The 22,208-nt window shown below is 54.0% G+C and carries 16 protein-coding genes; 7 read left to right on the top strand and 9 right to left on the bottom strand.

All coding sequences use genetic code 11. The features are described 5' to 3' along the window. Positions 1–103: 103 nt before the first annotated feature. The 3 genes from Q4E40_RS16880 to Q4E40_RS16870 all read right to left on the bottom strand — a co-directional run bounded on the left by Q4E40_RS16880 (position 104) and on the right by Q4E40_RS16870 (position 5,814). Positions 104–1,537 carry a TolC family protein gene (locus Q4E40_RS16880; protein WP_303413807.1) on the bottom strand — a complete coding sequence of 478 codons (1,434 nt, stop codon included), beginning with the start codon at positions 1,535–1,537 and terminating at the stop codon, positions 104–106. After that, entirely contained in the window at positions 1,534–5,295 is a 3,762-nt protein-coding gene (locus Q4E40_RS16875) for an efflux RND transporter permease subunit (protein ID WP_303413806.1), read from the bottom strand. Before Q4E40_RS16875 ends, Q4E40_RS16880 begins: the two co-directional genes overlap by 4 nt. Before the next feature lie 99 nt (positions 5,296–5,394). Further along, entirely contained in the window at positions 5,395–5,814 is a 420-nt protein-coding gene (locus tag Q4E40_RS16870; RefSeq protein ID WP_303413804.1) for an HYC_CC_PP family protein, read from the bottom strand. Between the two features lie 225 nt (positions 5,815–6,039). Between Q4E40_RS16870 and Q4E40_RS16865 the strand changes: the two genes are divergently transcribed. The 3 genes from Q4E40_RS16865 to Q4E40_RS16855 all read left to right on the top strand — a co-directional run bounded on the left by Q4E40_RS16865 (position 6,040) and on the right by Q4E40_RS16855 (position 8,904). Next, positions 6,040–6,498 (top strand): hypothetical protein, encoded by a 459-nt coding sequence (locus Q4E40_RS16865; protein WP_303413802.1) that lies wholly within the window; start codon positions 6,040–6,042, stop codon positions 6,496–6,498. A gap of 75 nt (positions 6,499–6,573) precedes the next feature. Next, complete coding sequence (locus Q4E40_RS16860; protein ID WP_303413800.1) at positions 6,574–7,641, top strand: COX15/CtaA family protein; 1,068 nt, start codon at positions 6,574–6,576, stop codon at positions 7,639–7,641. A gap of 93 nt (positions 7,642–7,734) precedes the next feature. Further along, a complete protein-coding gene (locus Q4E40_RS16855) occupies positions 7,735–8,904 on the top strand; it encodes a GAF domain-containing sensor histidine kinase (RefSeq protein ID WP_303413799.1) in 1,170 nt (389 codons plus the stop codon). A gap of 3 nt (positions 8,905–8,907) precedes the next feature. On the opposite strand, the gene Q4E40_RS16850 is transcribed toward Q4E40_RS16855, so the two are convergent. The 6 genes from Q4E40_RS16850 to Q4E40_RS16825 form a co-directional block, all read right to left on the bottom strand. Then, positions 8,908–9,903: a PorP/SprF family type IX secretion system membrane protein gene (locus Q4E40_RS16850; protein ID WP_303413796.1), complete on the bottom strand. Its 996-nt coding sequence runs from the start codon at positions 9,901–9,903 to the stop codon at positions 8,908–8,910. A 6-nt stretch (positions 9,904–9,909) separates the two neighbouring features. Then, positions 9,910–13,848, bottom strand: coding sequence for an Ig-like domain-containing protein (locus Q4E40_RS16845; protein WP_303413795.1), 3,939 nt, complete (start codon positions 13,846–13,848; stop codon positions 9,910–9,912). A 392-nt stretch (positions 13,849–14,240) separates the two neighbouring features. Continuing rightward, positions 14,241–15,872, bottom strand: a complete 1,632-nt coding sequence (locus tag Q4E40_RS16840) for an ArnT family glycosyltransferase (protein ID WP_303413794.1) — start codon at positions 15,870–15,872, stop codon at positions 14,241–14,243. 6 nt (positions 15,873–15,878) lie between these two features. After that, positions 15,879–16,529, bottom strand: coding sequence for a lipid-A-disaccharide synthase N-terminal domain-containing protein (locus Q4E40_RS16835; RefSeq protein ID WP_303413792.1), 651 nt, complete (start codon positions 16,527–16,529; stop codon positions 15,879–15,881). Next, positions 16,516–17,292, bottom strand: a complete 777-nt coding sequence (locus tag Q4E40_RS16830; RefSeq protein ID WP_303413791.1) for a glycosyltransferase family 2 protein — start codon at positions 17,290–17,292, stop codon at positions 16,516–16,518. The genes Q4E40_RS16835 and Q4E40_RS16830 overlap by 14 nt, the downstream gene beginning before the upstream one ends. A 39-nt stretch (positions 17,293–17,331) precedes the next feature. Then, positions 17,332–18,396, bottom strand: a complete 1,065-nt coding sequence (locus Q4E40_RS16825) for an NAD-dependent epimerase/dehydratase family protein (protein WP_303413790.1) — start codon at positions 18,394–18,396, stop codon at positions 17,332–17,334. Positions 18,397–18,630: 234 nt separating this feature from the next. On the opposite strand from Q4E40_RS16825, the gene Q4E40_RS16820 reads away from it, so the two are divergent. The 4 genes from Q4E40_RS16820 (at position 18,631) to Q4E40_RS16805 (ending at position 22,163) form a co-directional block, all read left to right on the top strand. Then, the gene (locus Q4E40_RS16820; RefSeq protein ID WP_303413789.1) at positions 18,631–18,765 is read left to right on the top strand and encodes a hypothetical protein; all 135 of its coding nucleotides are present in this window, start codon (positions 18,631–18,633) and stop codon (positions 18,763–18,765) included. A 216-nt stretch (positions 18,766–18,981) separates the two neighbouring features. Then, positions 18,982–20,319, top strand: a complete 1,338-nt coding sequence (locus Q4E40_RS16815) for an MBL fold metallo-hydrolase (protein ID WP_303413788.1) — start codon at positions 18,982–18,984, stop codon at positions 20,317–20,319. 118 nt (positions 20,320–20,437) lie between these two features. After that, on the top strand, positions 20,438–21,085 hold the full coding sequence (locus Q4E40_RS16810; protein WP_303413787.1) for a Crp/Fnr family transcriptional regulator: 648 nt from the start codon (positions 20,438–20,440) through the stop codon (positions 21,083–21,085). Positions 21,086–21,299: 214 nt separating this feature from the next. Next, positions 21,300–22,163, top strand: a complete 864-nt coding sequence (locus tag Q4E40_RS16805; protein WP_303413785.1) for a sulfite exporter TauE/SafE family protein — start codon at positions 21,300–21,302, stop codon at positions 22,161–22,163. The last annotated feature ends 45 nt before the right edge of the window (positions 22,164–22,208 follow it).

Below are 22,208 nucleotides of genomic sequence, written 5' to 3'. Positions count from 1 at the left end.
CCAGCCACTGCCTGTATACAGGTATAGCTTCTTAGTTCGGTTGCCCTTGCTTGCCTAAAAGTCCTTTGACTATTGTCCAATAGTCCTTAGTCAAAACAGGCTCTTAATTATCCCCCTGCATCATGCGGTTAATAGCAGAAACAGCGATGTGCTGGTTGGTGATGGCCTGTACCTGCTGCTGCTTGTAAGTGAGCAAAGACTGGCGCTGGCGGATGATCTCGTCTATACCGGTGCCTGATACGGAGTAGTTGGTCGTAAGCAGGCGTATAGTCTGTTCTGTCAGCGTGATCTGGTCCTTCAGCAGGTTGATGCGGCTCACGGCGCTTTGGTATTGGTAGAGCAGATTCTCCAGCTCCGTGAACAGCTCCCGCTCCGTCGCCTCCTTTTGGTAAACAGCTGCCTGTTGCGAGAATTCCGCCTCCTTTTTGGCCGCATTGTATTTTTTACGGTAAATCGGGAGAGTCACGCTCACCATCGGCATGATCATATTCTCACCCCCCATCTGCATCCCATCCTCCGGACGTGGCTTGAAGATCATGTAGTTCAGCCCCACCCCGAACATCGGCCTGCCCATCAGCTGTGCCATCCGTAACTGTGACTCCCGGGCCTTTTCATCCCACTCGTACATTTTAAGCATCGGGTGGTTTGAGCGGATGGAGTCTTCGATCAGCGACAAGGTAGCCGGCAGTGGCACTGGCAACAGCGTGTCAGCTGATAGCACGGTCATGCTTGGTCGCCGGCGCAGCAATTGGTTAAACTGAGCCTGCAATGGGCGGCGGGCTTCATGGTGTATCATCATCTGGTTCTCGAGCTCTTTCAACTGCAGCCGAATCAGCATCACATCAACCATAGAAGAGCCGCCCGAGCTGCCCATACTTGTCATGCTACCTCCTCCTGCCGCCATGCTGCCACCGCTATTACTTGCGGCACTGCTACCAGAACCACCCATACCTGCCATACCGGAGCCACTGCTTCCGGCAGTGCCAGAAGAGCTGCTTGAGCTGCCCGTCGTGCTGCGAGCCGGTGTAGCCGCACCTGAGCTGCCACCTGCCGGGGCAGACGTATACTTAGCCAGCGCCAGCCGTTCCAGCGCCTTCATGATCGCCACTTCGCGCTCCATCAGAACCGCTTCCTGGTCGTTGAGGTATAGCTGGTACCAAACAGTGCGCACGTCGTGGTACAGGTTTATTTTTGCCTCAATGAAGGAAGAGAATTTCATCTGTGCCATGTAGTTTGCCTCGTCCTTTGCCGCTTTGTTAGAGCCGAACCAGGGGAACATCTGCATCACAGTCACACCGCCTACCTCGTTGCCCATGTAGCGCTCCATCGGTTGCAAAAAGAAGTTAAAGGAAGCCTCCGGGTCCGGCAAAGCACCCACCTGCGGGGCACGCTGCAGGGCCGCCTGGTACTCGGCGTAGCGGGCCTTCAACGTCGGACTGTTTTCGCCTGCCTCTACGAGGTACTCCTCCAGCGTTTGCGCCTGCACCAGGGGCATCGCCCCCAGCAGTAGGATTATAAAAGCCAGTATCTTTTTCATACAGTTTCTTTTTTGATTTTGAGTTCTTCGCGCCAGCTGTACAGCACCGGTACGATTAGCAGCGTGATCAGGGCCACGAACATTCCCCCAAAGGAAGGGATTGCCATCGGAATCATGATGTCAGAGCCGCGTCCGGAAGAGGTGAGCACCGGTAGCAGCGCCAGCAAAGTGGTGGCGGTGGTCATCAGGCAGGGAAGCACGCGGCGCTTTCCTGCCTCCATTACGGCTGCCCGCACCTCGGCCCGCGTTTGCGGGGTGTTGCGTTCAAAGCTTTGCTTCAGGTAGGTTCCCATTACCACCCCATCGTCGGTGGCGATACCGAACAGGGCAATAAAGCCCACCCAAACGGCTACACTGAGATTGAACGTGCGCATCTGGAAGAGCTCCCGCATGTTGGTTTCCCCGAATGAGAAGTTCATGAACCAGTCCTGCCCGTAGAGCCACAGCATCATAAAGCCCCCGGCAAAGGCCATGGCAATAGCTGAGAAAACAAACAAAGTGGTACTCACGGACCGGAACTGGAAGTACAGGATCAGGAAGATGATCATCAAGCTGATCGGCACGATGAACGCCAATCGCTCCTCGGCCCGTATCTGGTTTTCGTAGTTGCCCGAGAATTTGTAACTCACCCCCGTTGGCACCACCAGTTCGCCGGAAGCAATTTTTCCCTGCAGGTAGCGCTGTGCGTCTTCCACCACAGCCCCTTCGGCAAATCCCTCCTGCTTGTCGAGCAGCACGTAGCCGGTCAGGAAGGAGTCCTCTGAACGGATCATCATCGGCCCCGGACGGAACTCGACTTTAGCAAGGGCTGTGAGCGGAATCTGCCCACCTTGTGGTGTAGCGATCATGATGCGGTTCACGGACTCAGGGTCGTTGCGGTACTCACGGGCGTAGCGTGCCCGGATGGAATAGCGTTCCCGGCCTTCCACCGTCGTGGTCAGCGCCATACCGCCCATCGCCACCTCGATGTACTCCTGCACATCGGCCACATTCAGTCCATAGCGTCCCAGCGCGCGGCGATCCAGGTCAATTTCCATGTAGGGCTTGCCCAGCGAACGATCCGCAAACACAGCTTCCGGTTTTACGGATGGCACCTCTTTGAGCAGGCGCTCCATTTGCATACTGAAGTCCTCGATGGTCTGCAGATCAGGTCCGTATACCTTCACGCCCATCGGCGCGCGCATACCCGTCTGCAGCATCACCAGTCGGGTTTCGATCGGCTGCAGTTTGGGGGCAGACGTCACGCCCGGCAGTTCGGCCGCGGCCACAATCTCGTTCCAGATATCGTCCGGCGTGCGAATGTGGTCGCGCCACTGGCGGAAATACTCGCCGCGCTCGTCTTCGATGAGCTTGCCTTTTTCGTCGCGCACAAAATTGCCTTCGTCGTCCACCTCAAAGCGCACCTTATACCCATTGGCGTCGGTGATGTATTCTGATTTATACTGAATGACGTTCTCGTACATCGACATTGGCGCCGGGTCCAGGGCTGTTTCAGCACGGCCCGCTTTGCCCACCACCATCTCCACTTCAGGTATAGCCGTAATCAGCATGTCGAGTTGCTGCAGGTAGCGTTTGTTGGCCTCCACGCCGGTGTGCGGCATCGAGGTCGGCATCAGCAGGAAAGCCCCTTCGTCGAGCGAGGGCATAAACTCCTTGCCCATGCCCGGGAAAGTGTGCGCCAGACTGCTCCAGGGCGAAGAGGTGCGTACGTTCACTCCTACTTTATCGAAGCCTGTCGCCACCCAGCCGAACACACCGTTAAAACCAATCCAGATGTTGAGGCCCAGCAGCATGATGAGTGCCGGGATCAGCAGGAACGTGCCTTTGTTAGCCAGACACCAGCTCAGCACGCGCGGGTATACCTTGATAAAAAACAGGAAGAAACCCAGCGACAGGCCTATGACCAGTATAATGAACAGGAAGTTGACAAAGTAACTCACCGACACGCCCAGCGGTACCCACTCGGTAGCTAGCAGCCACGATACGGCCAGCGCCATGATACCCACCAGCACCTGACTGTGGTATTTGCCAAAACGCTCCGGCTGGTAAAAATTGAGCAGGTTATTGGCCGCAACCAACAAAAGCGTCACCCCTGCCAGCGGCAGGATGAACAAACCCGCTATACCTATTCCAACCAGGGCCCAGTTCAGGATCTTGCTCCACGCCACGTTGCGCGACTTCAGACCGAAAACCACATGCGCAAAGGCAGGCATGAACACGAGCGTGAACACGAGTGAAGCTACCAGTGCAAAGGTTTTGGTATAAGCCAGCGGACCAAACAACTTGCCCTCCGCCGCTTCCAGCGTAAACACCGGCAGGAACGAAACCACGGTGGTGGAAACGGCTGTCAGGATGGCGGTAGCCACTTCGGTGGTGGCCTCGTAAACCGTTTTGAGCAGCGACTGTCCGGGTGGAGCCTCTTTCATGTGCCGCAGAATGTTCTCATTGAGAATGATCCCCAGATCGACCATGGTACCGATGGCGATGGCTATACCTGACAGGGCCACAATGTTGGCGTCCACATCAAAGTATTTCATCATGATGAAGGTCATCAGCACCGCCAGCGGCAGCAGCGCCGAGATCATTAGCGAGGCCCGCAGGTTGTATACCATCACAATGATCACGATAATGGTGATCAGGATCTGCAGGATGATGGCCGAGTTGAGTGTGCCGAGGGTTTCGTTGATCAGCTGTGTGCGGTCGTAGAAAGGTACTACCGTCACTTTGGAAACGCGCCCGTCAGCCAGCTTTTTGGAAGGCAGACCGGCAGAGATATCGTCGAGTTTGGCCTTCACGTTGTTGATGACGGCCAACGGGTTGTCGCCATACCTGGCGATGACCACGCCGCCCACCGCCTCCGCGCCGCTCTTGTCGAGCACGCCGAGCATGGAGCGGTCAGCAGGGCCGATGTTCACCCGCCCGATGTCGCGGATACGGATCGGCACGTTGTTGGCCACCCGCACCGTGGCGTCTTCGATGTCGCTGATCTCTTTCACATAGCCTAGCCCGCGTACCAGGTACTCGATCTGGTTGATCTCCACGGTGCTGGCGCCTACTTCCTGGTTGCTGTTTTTGAGGGCATTCATCACCTCCATCATGGAGACGTTGTTGGCCTTCATCGCCACCGGGTCGAGGTCTACCTGGTACTCTTTGATATAGCCACCTACCGAGGCCACTTCAGCGACGCCCTGCGCCCCGGCCAGCGCATATTTCACATAGAAGTCCTGGATGCTGCGCAGCTCGTGCAAGTCCCAGCCGCCGGCCGGGTTGCCGTCCTCGTCGCGCCCCTCCAGGGTATACCAGTATACCTGCCCGAGCGCCGTGGCATCAGGTCCGAGTTTGGGCGTGATGTCAGCAGGCAGCAGGTCGGCTGGCAGCGCGTTGAGTTTTTCGAGGATGCGGGAACGGCTCCAGTAATACTCCACGTCGTCGTCGAAAATAACATAGATGCTCGAGAAGCCGAACATGGAGGTCGAGCGGATGGTCTTCACGCCGGGCATCCCCAGCAGGGAAGTCGTGAGCGGATAGGTGATCTGGTCTTCCACGTCCTGCGGAGAGCGGCCCATCCACTCGGTAAAGATGATTTGCTGGTTTTCGCCAATGTCGGGTATGGCGTCTACCGGAACCGGGTCGCGCGGCAGGAAGCTTACGTTCCAGTTGAAGGGTGCCACGATAATACCCCAGCCCACAATAAGGAGCAGCAGCAGGACAGTCACCAGCTTCTGTTCCAGAAAGAACTTTATAATGCTATTTAACATGCTTGTTCGATTGAATGCAAAAAGAAATGGCGCCTCCCCATAGGGAAAGCCAATAGCTATACCTGACCAGAAAGGCCGGGCATCATCGAAAAAGTAGGTTTATAGCAAGAAGGATTGCACGAGGACGGGGATGTCCTGCGCCAGCAAAGGCGGTGCATAGACCGGCACATGGGTATTGGCCGGCTCATAAAGTTCGAAAAGGGCTGACCATACCGCCGTAAAGGCAGCGATAAAGGTCATATCGGGAACAGAGAGCTTAAAGGTCGGGCTGAGCGTTTGCTCATCCTCTACGTCCAGCACCAGGGTCTGGTCCTGGCAGCAATCGTCGTCCATGACCGGTTTGTGGCAATCCGGCAGGGACTCGCGCTGCTTTTCCATGTCGCATTCAGCGCTGTGCGAGAAGAAAGCCGTCGACATCACCTCACCCGCGCACAGATGCTGCGTGATCGTCATCCCCAGCGAGGAGAAAACAACCAGCAAAGCCAGTGTCAGGGTCAGTATGGTGCGAATCAGCTTCAAATGCTTGTGCGTCTGTTGTAACGAAGATACAGTTTCTTTTACAAAAGTAGGCAGTAAATGCCGGAGGTGCTTACAGATTTCGTATTAAAACTTACAAATATCGACAGAAGCCCACCGGTCTTCGCTATAACGCACCGTAGCCCTGACATGATTCACTTCCGGCACAACTAAATATTCAGGCAGAGACGTATAGCACTATAGTAAGATAACGACAACAAGCATCAGATGGCAACTATAGAACAGGAAGAACAGGGACGTGTGCGGGAGAGCACAACTGACAGTATAAACGAGCGAATGGACAGCTCCATCCGGCAGAGCATCGCCCGGTACAAAGGCCGCAGTCACGGCGAAATATCGGAGCGCATCCGCGAACTCGACCAGGAATGGAGCATAGAGCGCACGCTGGAGATAAATGCCTCTACACTTGCTTTATCCGGCACGCTGCTGGGGGCTTTCGTAAACAAGCGCTGGTTTATTTTGCCGGGCATTGTGAGCACGTTTTTGCTGCAGCACGGCCTGCAGGGCTGGTGTCCTCCCCTGCCCATCATGCGGTCGCTCGGCATCCGCAGTCGCCGCGAGATAGACGAAGAACGTTATGCCCTTAAGGCCTTGCGTGGCGATTTCGATGACATTTCCCCGAAAAGCTCTCCCAGTGAAATTCTGGATACGGTGCGGAATACGTAGGTATAAAATTTAAAAAAGTGACATTCGTCATCTTCTGACAGTATAAAAACATGGATATTTGTTCTTTTCCATGTTATGCGTCAAAAAACTGTTTCTATACCTGTCGTAGCCTGGCTCATCAGCGGCATTGTGCTGGTGGTAGCCATGGTGATCATCGGGGGCATTACGCGCCTCACCGGCTCGGGCCTTTCCATCACAGAGTGGAATTTAATTTCGGGTACGCTGCCCCCGCTTTCAGAGAGCGCCTGGGTCATCCTATTCGAAAAGTACAAGCAGTTTCCGGAGTACCAGAAGCTCAACTTCGGCATGACGCTTTCAGAGTTCAAGCAGATCTTCCTATGGGAGTACCAGCACCGCCTGCTGGGCCGCCTCATTGGCATCGTCTTCGTGGTGCCTTTCCTTTATTTCCTGTACCGTAAAATGTTGGCTCCCTGGCTGGTAAAGCGCTTGGTTTTAATTTTGCTGCTCGGTATGGCGCAGGGTGTGATGGGCTGGGTGATGGTGATGAGCGGACTGAGTGAAAATCCGCATGTGAGCCACTACCGACTGGCGGCGCACCTCACACTGGCCCTGCTTTTGGTGGGGGTTATCCTCTGGACGGTGGCCGATCTGGTCGCACCTGTTCAAAGCGATTCCAGAACCAGACGTCCAGCATTTACCTTGTCGTGGCTGGTGCTGGGCGCTATTATGATCCAGATCGTGCTCGGGGCCTTTGTGGCGGGGCTCAAGTCGGGCTTTTCCTACAACACCTGGCCACTAATGCAGGGCGAGTTTTTCCCGGGCATTCTCAGTAGTGTTTCCGTTTCCGGATTTTTTGAAAATGGTGTGGCTGTGCAGTTCCTGCACCGTTGGTTTGCGTTTGTGGCGCTTGCCGGCATTGTGCTGCTGTGGTACAAAGTGAAGCAGCAGGTATGGAAGGGCCGCATCAGACAGATCGCCAGCTTATTGCTGCTGACAGGTATAGCACAGGTCCTGTTGGGCATTTTCACCCTCGTGTTGGCCGTGCCGATCAGTCTGGGCGTGTTGCACCAGCTGGTAGCGGTTGTCCTGTTCTCCCTGGCTGTGCTGACCGTTCACCAGCTGCGCCAGCCGGAGCCGGTGAACACTGGCTATGCAACTTCTCCCACTCATCAACGTGTTTAGTTTACAGCACTCATACCCTCTCCCTACATGCTCCAGTCCACCTCTCAACAAACACCTTACCCTGAAAATGAAAGCAAACGGGTCCTCGACCTGATGGCTTTTGATTTAGACTACAATACCTTAGAAAAAGAGTTTGAGGAGCTTACCTCCCTGGCTGCCCGTGTGGCCGGCACAGAGGTTTCCCTGCTCAACCTGATCGACCTGTACACGCAGTGGACGGTGGCAGGTCACGGATTCCCGATGGTGCAGACGCCCCGCGAAAACTCGGTTTGCCAGTACACGATTCTGGAGCAGGACCATTTTGAGGTAAAGAACCTGCAGGAGGACGAGCGCTTCAAAGACCTGGCTGGCGTAAAGGACGGGCAGATGCTGCGCTATTATTTTGGCGTACCGCTCCGCACCCCGGACGGGCACAACGTAGGTTCACTTTGTGTTCTGGACCGCAACGAGGTTACGTTATCTGCTGACAAAATAGACCTGCTCAAGGCCCTGGCCCATGAAATTGTGAAACGACTTGTTTTGCTGAAAGAGGTGCGCCTGTTGCACAGCGAACTGACGGAGTCCAGAACCGTGAACAAACGGGTGGCACACGATGTGCGCGGGCCCATCGGTGGCATCATGGGATTAACGAAAAGGCTTATTCAAAAAGAAGGCATGAGCAGCCCGGAGGAAGTGCTTAAGATCAGTCAAATGATCCACAAGAGCAGTGCCTCCCTGCTGGCGCTGGCTGACGAAATCCTGCTGCCCAATCAGCTGCCAACTGCGCAGCCAGAGATCAAGGATGGAATGACGCTAGCGAGTTTTAAGGAAGCACTCGAGCAACTGTTCCTGCCCCAGGCCACCGAAAAAGCTATCAGCTTCGTGGTGCACATCAATGAAGCGCTTCGCGACATAACCTTTACCAAAACCAGGCTGATGCAGATCGTGGTCAATTTGGTTTCGAATGCGCTTAAGTTCACGCCTCCTCTAGGTGAAATCTCTGTCTACCTGGACTTTACCTTGACGCAAAATAACCGGGTACTACAAATCCAGGTGCAGGACACCGGTATAGGCCTCAGCCAGGACCAGGTCAAGGCCATACTGAAAGGACAGACGCCGAGCACCTGCGGCACCCAGGGGGAGCTTGGCTATGGGATGGGTTTACAATTGGTGCAACAATTGCTGGCCGGACTAAATGGAAAACTCGGGGTAGAAAGTACACCTGGTCAGGGATCCACCTTTGAGCTGGCTATCCCGATCGGTACTGTTTTGTATAGTGTCTAATCCCTACCAGAACAAAGGCCCACTGCCTCCTGTGCGGTCAGTTGTAAATTGGCGTAAGGTATAGGCGAGCCCGATTTCGTTGGTAGAACGGCTGATGGACCGGGCCTCCTGGATGGGGCTCTCGTAGGCGTAGGTGATGCGGAACTGGCGGTAGTGCAGACCGGCCCCCACATGAAAGGCCTGATCGTTGCGATAGCCCCCGCCTGCCCACAGCATGTCGTTATACACCAGTTTCACCTGTCCTTCTAAAGTGCCTTTCAATTGCTCGTCATACTGATAGAGGCCATTCACGATCAAACCCAACTGTTCAGTCATAGCGGTACGAAAACCAGCTTGCCCGATGTGCTTGCGGGTATACACGTCTTTCATGAAACTATCGCCGCTCTTCATAAAATGGCCTTTGGTGATGTCCTGCATGGCATAGCCCAGGTAGTAATTGGCCGAAGCCAGGGCAAAACCCAGGTTCAGGTCGAATTTGCTCATGCTGTTCTGGTCACCCAGCACGTGCTGGTAGCGCGGATCACCTGTGTTGTCCACCACCAGGCTGTTGCCGTCGAGTCGGAAATTGTTAAAAGTAAGCGAAGTGCCGAAACGCAGGCTCAGCGACTGTGAAAGCCGCACGCCGGTGCCGTAGTTCAAGCCAAGCTGCGTTTCCCTGGTCGGGCCGAAGCGCTCCTGCAAGGCGATCAGGCCGAAAGCATGGCGGGCGCCCATGTAATTGCTGCGCGAGTCGCGGTACTGGTAGTGGCTGGTTTTGTCCGTTTTCTTGTTCATATCCGCCATATCCAATTCCCCCGAGAAGAAGAGCGTTTTGGGCGCATCCTCAAATCCCGTCCACTGGTTGCGGTAATAGGTGCGGAGCATTGAGCCTTCGCTACCGGTGAGAGCCGGGTTATAGAAATGCTGATACGCCGAGAAGTTACTGATATACTTGCGGTTCTGCGCCTGCAGCCCCGATAGGGTCAATAGAAATAGCGCTGTTAAAATTAATCTGTTCATGTACGCTTACTTAAGAACTGTTAATACACCCTTCTGCACCAGGTTAATGTCTTTCACCTCGATGATGTAGAAATAGGAACCATCCTTCACCTGTCCATCCTGACTGCGCCCGTCCCACCCTTGCTCCGGATTGGTGGTATGGAAGAGTCTCCCGCCCGCCCGGTCAAATACCTGGATGCTGATCTCGTCATAGAACTTGAGCTCCGGCACAGTCCAGGTATCGTTAACCCCGTCACCGTCTGGCGAGAAGGCGTTGACCAGTTTGATCGGGTTGGCCGGCTGGTATACCTCCTTGTTGAGGATGAAAGTCTGTTCAAAACTGTTCTGATAAGGATCAGTGGTGCGCACGCGTATCTGGAAGTTGCGGATGCCCGACAGTCCGGTGTTTGATTTCAGGTATAGCTGATTGTCTCTAAGCTCAAAATAGCTGTTGTGGTTGCTTCCTTCCCCGTTCACCAGGGTATAGGTATGGGTTTCGTCATCTGGATCGGTCGTGCTGAAGGTCAGCAGTATTTCCTCGGGAGCCGCATTCGGTTTAAAGGCGGTCTGGCTGATGGCGATGGCCGTCGGCGGCTGGTTCGGCTCCACCGTCACGGTGATGCTGGCCATGCGGTTGTCCTGGTTGGTCGTGTTCGGTGGTAGCACCAGCTCTCCGCTCAAGGTATAGGTGCCGGGTTTTAAACCATCGTAGTTGCCCTGCTGCCATTTTACCTCCAGCTCTTCTTCCTCGCCATTGGTGTAGCGCACCTTTACCTGTGCAGGCAACGGCAAGTCCCCAAAACCGGTTCTGAACGGTACGCTGATCGCATCAGGACTGCTAACGGTCACGATGTTTTTGGTCATCTTCACCACCTGTGCCGTGGCATCCGTGCCCCGGTTACCGGCGGCATCCACCTGGTAGAACGTGAGGGTGAGCGTGCCATCGAATAGACCGCTCAGGTCGAGCTTGTCAATATTGAAAGCTGTAGCCGTTGCAGCGGCAGTGCCGGTTACATCTGTACCGCCTTTGTCGCTGCTGATGGTATAGAAATAAGTGGCGCCCTGCTCTGCTCCTTTCACAGAGAAAGATACCTGTTTTTGGTTGGCGTGATCTACTTTTTCGGTACCGAATGCCACGGTATAGCCGGATGGGGCCGTGCCGTCATAGCGTATGCTTAACGTATTGGAGGCAGAATTTGGGTTGCCCGCCGCATCCTGCGCTATACCTGCCGCCAACCGTACGGTCACTTCGCCATCGGCTGATGGTTTGATCAGGGCGCTGTACGTGCGATCGTCTGTTTTTTTGAACTCGCCAGCTGCGCCATTAGCTACGGTGATATCGGCCACAGCGAATCCTTCTACTGCCTCGCTGAAGCGGAAGTTCACGGTAAAAGGTTTGTTGGTCAGCTCCGGAGCATCGGTGCTCAGCACTACAGTAGGTGCAGTGGCATCGTACCGGCGTTTAAGGACGTTCGAGGCGGTGTTGCCGTTTCCGGCCTGGTCTTCGACCTTGTCTGCGGCTAGTTGCAGGCTCACTTCCCCATCTTCCTCAGGCGTCAGTAAGACTGTATACGTAGTGTTGTCTGTTTTCTGCAGATTACTCAGTCTGCCGTTTGTTGCGCTAAACGAGGTTAGGGTAAGCCCGGTCACAGGCTCGCTGAACGTGACCGTGACAGGTATAGCCGTATTCGTAAGTTCACCCGCCGTGGTAGCCAGCGTGACGGTTGGCGGCGCCACGTCGTAGAGGCGCTTCAGTTCGGCAGCCGCTTCGTTGCCATTGCCGGCTTCGTCGGTTGCCTTGTTCTCCGCCAGACTCACTACTACTTCCCCATCAGAAGTTGGGCTGATGGTGGCGGTATACACCGTAGCGCTCTCGGCCTTCAGGCTTCCTGCCGTTGCGTTCTGCACACTGATATCAGCTGCCGCAAAACCCGTCACGGCTTCATCGAAGGTAAACTTCACTGTAAACGGTGCCTTCACGATCAGCGGAGCCTCGGAACTCAGCGTCACTTTCGGGCGCTTCAGGTCATAAGCGATTTCCAGCTTGTTAGATGCTGTGTTAGCGTTTCCGGCCAGGTCGGTTGCCTTGGCAGCAGCCAGACTAATGGCTACCGTACCCTGTCCGTCGGCGGGAGGCGTGATTGTGGCCGTATAGGTGGACTTGTCCACTTCTTTCAGTTCGCTCAGCGTCCCGCCGGTCACGGCAATATCAGCGGCTGCGAGGCCGTATACCTCCTCAGTGAACTTGAGCTGAATCGCGAAGGCTTTGGTTACCGGCGCTTTCGCCTCAGTAGTGATGGCAACATCCGGACGGGTCAGGTCGATGGTGACAGTAAAGGTACTGCTGACCTTGCTCACGTTGCCCGCAATATCGGTGGCCGTAGCTGAGAAACGATAAACACCCGCTGGCAGGTCGGTGCCTTCGTAATTAAAAGACCAGTCGCCGCTGTCATTGGTTTTTACGTTGCCCAACACGCCCCGCTCTGCTTCGCTCACGGTAACTTCTACCCCATTCTGAGCCTTACCCGACAAACGGATGGTGTTATCGGAGGTCACGCGGTCGTTGTTAACCGGGCCCCGGTCTTCGGTGACAGCAATGAAAACCGGTGGTGTGGGAGGTTCTGTGATGATGGTCCAGGTATGGGTGGCCGGTGTGGCGTCTCTACGCCCGCCCGCATCCACGGCACGCACCGACAAGGTATAGCGCCCGTCGGCCAGGTTGCTCAGGGTATAAGGATTGCTGACCGCTTCATAAGCACCGCCATTTAGGCTCACTTCGAAATATACGGGGCTCTTATTGCTGGCAAATTCAAACGTGGCCGATTTCTCTTTGGAGATTTCATTCGGCTTTTTGATGATAGTGGTTTCCGGATTGCTGGCGGTAATGCTGGCTGGTTTCAGAAGTGGATTCAAGACCTTAAACCACTGATTGGCCATTTTCTGGTAGCCGGAAGGTGCCGGGTGCAGGCTGTCGTCCATGTCTCCGCCATCGCTCGCTAATTTATAGATGATGTCGGCGGCTTTCTCCATATCCACGACAATGAGCCGGTCGCTTTTCGTTTTGATGCGGTTATCTGCCATGGCAGCCACTTTTGCATTAAAACGCGAGGTAAACTCCACTGCAGCCGGATCATTTTCCTGCAGAACACGGTTAATGATGAGCGCCAGCACGACGGTTACCTCTTTGTTGGCTCTGGCTTCGTAAGCATCCACCTCGTCAAGTATAGCGGCCATTTCAGCTATGGCCTGCTCGTCGTCGGTAACGCCCCACTGCCCGCCGTTGGTGCCCAGGTGCAGGAGCACCACATCGGGGTTGAACTTGTCCAGGTAGGTGCCGGAACCACGCGATACCAATACATTTTCCTGGTTGCGGTAACTGCTGGTGCGCAGCAAACTCGCGATATCGCCCGTGCGGGATCCCGAAAAGCCTGCGTGCTGGTCGTTTGCCAGCGTCGCACTGCCGGATCGCTCACTGCCCACGTAGGTGAACTTGGCGTTGGCCCCCATCAGCAGGTCGTAGAGTTGCTTGCGGTAAGCGATGCGCTCAGCATCAGGCCGGGTATCGCTAAATTTGGTGCCGTGCGTATTGGAGTCGCCCAGCGGCATGATGTTGAAGGTCTTGCTCTGCGCATGTGTCGTCGTGCTCACCGTACTGCTCCAGGGCGAGTCGCCGGAGCTTGTCACAGCTTTTACACGGTAATAGTAGGTCTCGCCGTAACCCAGCCCGGTGTCGCGATAGGCATAGACTGTTTTGCCGCTGGTGGCAGCCACGGTGGCATGCGCCTGAAAGCTATTGTTTGCAAACAGAGAGCGTTCCACCACATACTGAGTGGCACCTGTTACCGCATTCCATTGAACAGTGATGGCACCGACCAGGGAAGGCTGCGCTTTAACGGCTGCGGGGGCTGTGGCAAAAAAGGCAAACGTAGTCGAAGCGGCTGTGCTTCGGACTCCAGAAAATGCCACAAAAAGAAATAATACAATATAAACTGTCAGTCTGGTTTTTCCTCTGTAGACGAACGAGTAGATTTTATTCATACAAACTAAAAGAATCGAATGAAAACACCCTGCTAAGCTAATGTAATGGAGGTTCAGACGGCTTAACGAAAAATGACCGGATGGGTTGAGTAATTGGACCAGAATATATAGTAATACTACTTTTCCGGTAGGTGAAGCCGCTTTTGCAATTTGTATATGACCAGTGCTAAAAACGCGTCTATTCAAACAGTCGGGACCATTATAGAAGCTGTCGGATGGGGAAATAACTATCTGCACGTTCCATAAAACAGAAACCTAGAGCTAGCTTCTGTTCAAAAACAATTAGGTACGGGCCTGCGAAGCTTACTAGGGCATCGACTTCAGTTGTAAATTATCCAAACACCTGCTTTTTTGCTGTTCGCAAAGGGTTGTCTCAGCCAATCCCTGTTAACTGGCAAATTTCTTTTGGAGATCAGGACAGACTGGCTACGGAGCATTTCCTGCAGCCTGGCAGAGTCTTGCCTGTCCTGAATCCGGAGCAGGTGGTTGCGCCATGCGTCGCTTGTTTCGAACTGCGTTTCGCGCTGCAGGCTATGATGCTGATCGCTCACAAAAACAATGTCCTTGTTCAGCTCAAAAGCCAGGGACGGGAGCAAACGGTCATAGACGATGATGGTGCGATTTTGCAAACCCTCCTGCCTGATCAAATTGGCCAGCGCCGTACTGGGGTTCAGTTGTGCCGCATTGGCGCCCAACAGGTGCGTTGAAAAGGGTATCAAGAAAAAAGTAAACATCAGAGCTGCCGCCATTACCTGCGCTATACCTGTGTCCACAAACCGCCAGATCAGGTATAGCACAGCCAGCAGCAGGACAGCACAAACGACCAAAGGCAGCGGCACAGTTAAATCCAAAGGCAGTACGGGGAGCAAAACCAGGCCAAGCACCACCAGGCCCAGGTATAGAAAGGTGATGATGGAAATAATTCGGAGTTCATTGGAAGTCAACTGGAAAAGTAGCCAGGAGATCAGCAGTGCTATACCTGCCAGCATCGGCAGCACGTACAAAATCAGCTTGGAGCTCGAGAAAGAGAAAAAAACGAGCGGCACGAGCAACCACAACAAGAACAGTCTTTTATGATCAGGTATGAGCTTCCGGAGTTTTTGAAAGTGCAGCAGTAGCATGGCTGACCAGGGCAACGTCAGGGCAGGTATAACGGCCAGGTAAAACCACCAGGGCTCGGAGCGGCTGAACGTTTCGGGGCTGGTATAGCGCGCCACGATGTGTTTGAGCAGGAAGTAATCGACAAATCGCGGGTCCTGCCACATCAGGTAGAAGTACCAGGAGCCGCTCAGCACCAAAAACAGCACAAGGGCTGTTAGGTGATGCGACAGGCTCGGCCTGCCAATGGAGTGCCGCGCCCTGTACCCTACCACCACGAGCACAGGAAATATCAGGCCCACCGGTCCTTTGGTGAGAAACGCGAGGCTCAGCGCCAGATAAAACAGGTATAGCCAGGCTGGTCTTTTTCCAGGCTTATACCTCAGCCAGGCCCAGATGGCCAGCAATTCGAAGGTGGTCAGGAATGAATCGGTGGTCAGGTTGCGGGCCGAAATCAGAACAGCAGGCATGGTCACGTAGATGACCAGGGCAGTGAAAGCCATTCTGCGCGACCCGAACAGCTCCAACGCGATCAGGTATACCAGCCAGGCCTGCAACACCAAGGAGAACTGCAGAAAGAAACGCACCCCGAATTCATGCACGCCGAACAGCCCCATACCTGCGGCAGAAATCATATAAGTGATGGGAGGTTTGTGAAAGTGCTGGATACCGAGTAAGCGGGGGCGCAACCATTCACCACTTAACAGCATCTCCCGGCTGATTTCCGCATAGCGGGCCTCGCTGGACTCTATCACGCCCCAACCGCCCAGGTTATAGAGCAGGATCAGCAACAACACAAAAAGCAACGCTGCAACCGGGGTGTGGTGGCGCAGCCCGTCAAAAGTTCGCTTCATACCCGGTCAGGAAACAGAACGTTGGCTGGTGGACTGTTTCTGCAGCCCCAGGTATAGATTTCGGGAATAGGCCACCAACCCGACCACCTGCCCCAGCAGCAGCACCGGATCGAGGCGCAAAACGGCATAGGTGACGATCATCAGGCTGCCGACCAGGCTGATCACCCAGAAACCGTTCGGCAAGATAGACTCTTGGGCCAGCTCGGAATAATACCACTGGTATACGAAGCGGAGGGTGAAGATGACCTGCCCCGCCCCACCCCAGGCTATGAGTAGACCCGACACTTTACTATGCTCCCAGATATACGCCAGGCTATACTCATCCCCGAACAGCAGCCAGGCCAACGCCACGACCGGGAACAGCACAGCCGACCAGCGCAGCCAGGCGGGCAAGTCATTCCAGACGCCCTTAAATTGCAGGTTACGCAGGTAGATCAGGTATGAGATCACCTGCCCGCCAATGATCACCAGATCCTGCCGGAACATGCCGTAGAGCATCAGCAGGAAAGACGCCAGCAGGCTGAAGGTCCAGAACGAGGTGGGTGAAAGCACCCTGCCGGCCCGCTCCGACTTGATCCATTGCACCAGGATACGGGAAGAAAACAGCACCTGCGCCATCAAACCCAAACTCAGTATACCTATCTCAGACCTGCTCATGCCGTACCGCTCTCTCGTTGATCAATTGTTCGGCTATGGTATACCGGATGTAGCGTTTACGCATCCACCGGAAGGCAAAGGTATCGTTCAAGGGACCCCAGAGACGGTTGAACAAATGGTATTTGGAGGTGCCTGCATAACGTTCAAAATGCTGCACGGGCACCTGCTTTACTTTCCCGCCCTGCAGCTGTATGAGCGCTGGCAAAAAGCGGTGCATCCCATCAAAAAACGGGACTCTTTTGGCATAGGCAGCGTCTATGATCTTGAGGGGGCAACCTGTATCGACAATGCCGTCGTTGATCATGCGCCGCCTGAAACCGTTGGCTATCCTGGAGGAGATTTTCTTTACAAAAGTGTCCTTCCGCTTCATCCGGATGCCGCAGATCATTTGGTGCGTCGGCAGGTGCTCAAAGAACAGCAGAAAATCCATGGGCGAGGTTTGCAAATCAGCGTCGATGTAGCCGATGTAGGTGCTCTGGCAATGGTCTATACCTGCTTTGATAGCCGTGCTCAGGCCGCTGTTACGGCTCAGCGAAATGTAGTTGAACAGGCTATGGCGCTGGCATATTTCCCTGATCAGGCTCAGGCTGTTATCCGTCGATCCGTCGTTTACAAACAACACCTGCGCTGCCATCGGAGACTGTTGAAGAAAGGCCTCCAGGGCCTCGCTTAGGCGCAGCAGGCACTCTGCCTCGTTAAAGACCGGCACCAGGATCGTGAGGGTGGGTTTGGCAGGCTCCTCCCTGTAAAGTTCATTTACCATACCTTGTTCTTATTATTTGAATAAATGCAATTATCGCCTTCAGGCAGCCTTTGTAATGGGATGCGCCAGGTAATAGGCTTCAAACCAGTCCAGGAACTTCCCTATACCCTCCTCCAGGCTGGTGCGGGGCCTGTACCCGGTGGCCGTCACCAGCGCTTCCACATCGGCATAGGTCACAGGCACATCACCCGGTTGCATGGGCAGCAGGTCGATGCTGGCTTTTTTGTGCAGGCCACGCTCCAGCAAAGCCACCATTTCGAGCAACTGCACGGGCTGGTTGTGGCCAATGTTGTACAAGCGATATGGTGCCTCCGAGACACGGTTTTTCCTGTTGACTTTGGGTGCGCGAATCAGCAGTTTCGTGACGGCGGTTACCACATCGTCAATAAAAGTAAAATCACGCCACATGTTCCCCTGGTTGTAAAGCCGGATGGTGCTTCCTTCGGCGATGCTCCTGGCAAACTGCAAACACGCCATATCCGGTCTGCCCCAGGGACCATATACCGTGAAGAAGCGCATGCCTGTCGTGGGTATACCGTACAGATGCGCGTAACTGTGCGCCATGACTTCATTTGCCTTTTTGGTGGCGGCATAAAAGGATATCGGGTGGTCTGTTTGATGGCTGATGGAAAAGGGAACCTCCAGATGCTGGCCGTAAACCGAGCTGGAAGAGGCGAATAGAAAGTGCTTCACCGGGTATTTCCGGCAAGCCTCCAGGATGTTGGCAAAGCCTACGAGGTTGCTCTCCACATACGCCATGGGGTTTTCCAGGCTATACAATACACCTGCTTGGGCAGCCAGGTGCACGACCAGGTCAAACTGTTGTTCCTGAAAGAGGTGCTCCAGGGCGCTCTTGTCCGTTAGATTGAGCAGGATGAAATGTCTGGATGCGTTGTCAGCGCTCCGGATACAGGTGTTGTAATCAATCAATGACTTTTCAAAGCCCTGCGCCTTCAGCCGGTCATATTTCAGCGCCGGGTCGTAGTAGTCGTTGATCACGTCGAGCCCTACCACATCAAACTTCGTCTCTTGCAACGCCATGACCACGTGGTGCCCGATGAATCCCGCGCTTCCTGTAACCAAAATCCGTTTTTTCTTATTCATGATTATTACGGGCTACCTCTGTATACAAGCTTTCACAACCCTGTGCTATACGAAATATTAAATACGTATTACACTAAATTTTAACAATTGAATACAAAATAAAATTAACGTTTTACAAGCATGCAGAAACCCGCGCTCATCTGTTTTTGAATAATTCCCGGATTACAGGTATGCTGGCGCTAAAGGGCCACCTGCCAGAGCAGGTAGATGCCCAGTGCTGTGGTAAGCCGGGTGATGGTGTGGAAGATACCGTTCCAGAACATGTTGGACTCTTTGCTGAGCAGCGCGTCCGGCGTCAGTTTGGCGGAGATCTTCTGCTATACCTGGAATCTCCGCACGAACACTACTCCAGTTCTATACCTGCTGTAAATCCCTTAGATTACCCGGATTGCCAACCTGTCACTCCTCACCAACTGGCAGCTGTACCTCAACACTTTAAGAACAAACTGACAGCAAACAAACGTAAACTCCCCTATGTGACTTACATCACTGAAGCGGTGTATACCCTATGGTATCTTTGTAGCATACATCCGGGATTCCCTGGTAGCGAATCCCCGAATAGAAGTAAAGCAAAACCCATAACCAATGAAAATAGAACAGTTCGAAGACAAAGGCCTGGCGCATTATGCCTATGCCATCTTGAGTGAAAAAACCGGCGAAGTAGTACTGGTAGACCCGGCCCGCAACCCGCAGCCCTACTACGACTTCGCTGCGAAAAACAAGGCGAAAATTGTGGCTGTGATCGAGACGCACCCGCATGCCGATTTTGTGAGTTCGCACCTGGAAGTACATCAGAAAACAGGCGCCACTATTTATACCCACAGCCTGGTGGGTGCTGACTACCCGCACCATGCCTTTGACGAGGGTGCCGTACTGGAGATCGGTGATATGAAGCTGAAGTCACTGCACACGCCGGGCCATTCCCCGGACAGCATCAGCATTGTGCTGGAGCACGAAGGAAATGACATCGCCGTGTTCACGGGCGATACCCTGTTTATTGGTGATGTAGGCCGCCCGGATTTGCGCGAAAGTGCCGGTAACATAACAGCCAAGCGCGAAGAGCTGGCACGCCAGATGTACCACAGCACCCGCGAGAAGCTGATGAAGCTCGATGACGATGTGCTGGTATACCCTGCGCATGGTGCCGGTACGCTTTGTGGGAAAGGCCTGAGTGAGGCCAATAGCAGCACCATCGGCGCTGAGAAAATGAGTAACTACGCCCTGCAGGAAATGACCGAAGAAGCTTTTGTAAAAGTGCTCACAGAAGACCAGCCGTTTATTCCGAAGTACTTTGGTTACGATGTAGGGCTGAACAAACAGGGAGCGCCTGCTTACCAGGCAGTTCTGGACAAAGTGAAACGGCTGGAGAAAAACTACAAGCCATCAGTCGGCACGTTGGTTGTGGATGCCCGCAGCGAAAGGGTCTTCAAGAAAGGGCACCTGAGAGGCGCGATCAACATTCAGAACGGGGGCAAATTCGAGACTTGGCTGGGCAGTATCGTGGGTCCGAACGAGCATTACTACCTGATCGCCGAAACAGAAGAAGAGCTGGATGATCTGATCCGCAAGGCTTCTAAAATCGGCTACGAACTCCTGATCGAGGGGGCGTTTGTGCAGACAGAGGCTGCTGCGGAAAAATCGCCTGTGCTGGATGTGACTGCCTTCAAAGAGCATCAGGACGGGTATACAATCGTGGACATCCGCAATGCCTCTGAAGTGAAAGGGGGCAAGTTCTTCGACAGCGCCATCAACATACCGCTTCCAGAACTGCGCGAGCGCGCCAGTGAGATCCCATCTGACAAACCTATTGTAGTACACTGTGCCGGGGGTTACCGCTCTGCGGCGGGCAGCAGCATTGTGGAGGCTGCGCTGCCAGGCACCAAGGTGCTTGACCTGAGTGAAGCCGTCAACGATTTCAAATAGGTATGCTTTAATTTAATCATGACCAGTGCGGGCACTTTTGGGGCCTGCACTGGTTTTTGGTTTATACTTGCTATACCTTAAGCATCTATTCCAACCACAGGGACACGTATACTTTACTATGGAAACACCGCACAAAGAAGACATCCTGAAGAAATTCCCGCAGTTCGAACAGCCGCTCCTCGACGACATTCTGGCGCATAGCACCATCCGGCAGGTGGAAGAAGGCGAAGAGGTGATGCGCACCGGGCAGTACATCCGCTCCACGGTGCTGCTTCTGAGTGGGCTCCTCAAGGTTTACCGTGAGGACGACGAAGGCAATGAATTCCTGATGTACTACCTCGAACCGGGCAACGCCTGCGCCATGTCCATGATGTGCACCGCCCGCGATGAACAAAGTCAAATTATGGCTAAAGCTGTGACGGAGGCGGAAGTCATCCTGATCCCCTCGCACCTTTCTGAGCAATGGCTGGCCAGGTATAAGAGTTGGCACAACTTTGTGATCGCTTCCTACCGCCAGCGTTTTGAGGAGTTGCTGCAAACCCTCGACAGCATCGCTTTCAAAGGACTCGACGAGCGCCTGTTGTTCTACCTTAAGCGCCACGTTAAAGTGAGCGGCAAAGAGATCCGCCTCTCCCACCAGCAGGTCGCCCTCGAGCTGAACAGTTCCCGCGAAGTCATCTCCCGCCTCCTCAAAAAGCTGGAACAAACAGGCGCTATCGCCTTACACCGTAACTACATCGAAGTGCATGACCTGGAGATGGTTTAGTATGCAGGGACGGGCGCGGCCTGTCCGTTCTCATCGTAACCGACATCGCCAATACCTACCTCATGTTCACACAAAAATATCGTGCACGATTCGGACATCGCACGGCCTTTCCCTACGAAAAACCGCTTAATTTCCTCTTCTGTGATAATAGTCACTGCCAATCCTTTGAGCCAGCTATACCTTTGTGACATTAAAATCATAAATTTATAGCTCCATGGAAATTCTAGGTTATCTGGCGGCCATGCTCATCGGCCTTTCGCTTGGGCTGATTGGTGGTGGCGGTTCTATTCTGACAGTGCCGGTATTGGTATACCTGATCGGCCTGAGTCCTGTCCTCTCAACAGCCTACTCACTCTTTATCGTGGGGCTCACCAGCCTGGTGGGCTCTTACAAATTCTATAAAAACGGACTGGTGAGCATGAAGACGGCCGTGGTTTTTGGTCTGCCTTCTATTGTGGCGGTATACCTGACGCGCCGCTACCTGGTTCCGGCCATACCTGACGAGATTTTCTCGGTTGGTGATTTTCTGGTGACCAAAGGTGTCCTGCTTATGCTGCTATTCGCCGGCCTGATGGTGTTCGCCTCAATCAGCATGATCAAAAAGAAGAAAGCAGTACCGGCCAACGCGGCCGACCCGGTAGACATGGTTGATGAGAACATCGACACGGAAATAGATGTGGAGGGTAACGGCACGGCGCATCCGCAACCCAAATTCAACTACGGTGGCATTCTGGCCGAAGGCCTGGTCGTAGGCACGCTCACCGGGATGGTGGGCGCGGGCGGTGGCTTTCTGATCATACCTGCGCTGGTCTTGTTCAGTAAACTCGACATGAAAATGGCGGTGGGCACTTCCCTGCTCATCATCGCGGCCAAGTCGCTTTTCGGTTTCATCGGCGACATTTTCAACTACGAGATCGACTGGATGTTCCTGGGTATTTTCTCGGCCATCTCCATTGCCGGCATCTTTGTAGGCACCGCCCTTTCCGCAAAAATACATGCTGACAAACTCAAGACGTCATTTGGTTGGTTCGTCCTGGTGATGGGGGTTTATATCATCGGAAAGGAGCTTTTCTTCTAAAAAATCACCCGGCGTGACCTAAGTCACTGTATCACGCAAATAATA

Origin of the sequence: Pontibacter coccineus, assembly GCF_030546575.1 — a bacterium.
GTDB lineage: Bacteria > Bacteroidota > Bacteroidia > Cytophagales > Hymenobacteraceae > Pontibacter > Pontibacter coccineus.
The sequence above is the reverse complement of the archived record's forward strand: the minus strand, read 5'-3'. Positions and strand labels throughout refer to the sequence as shown.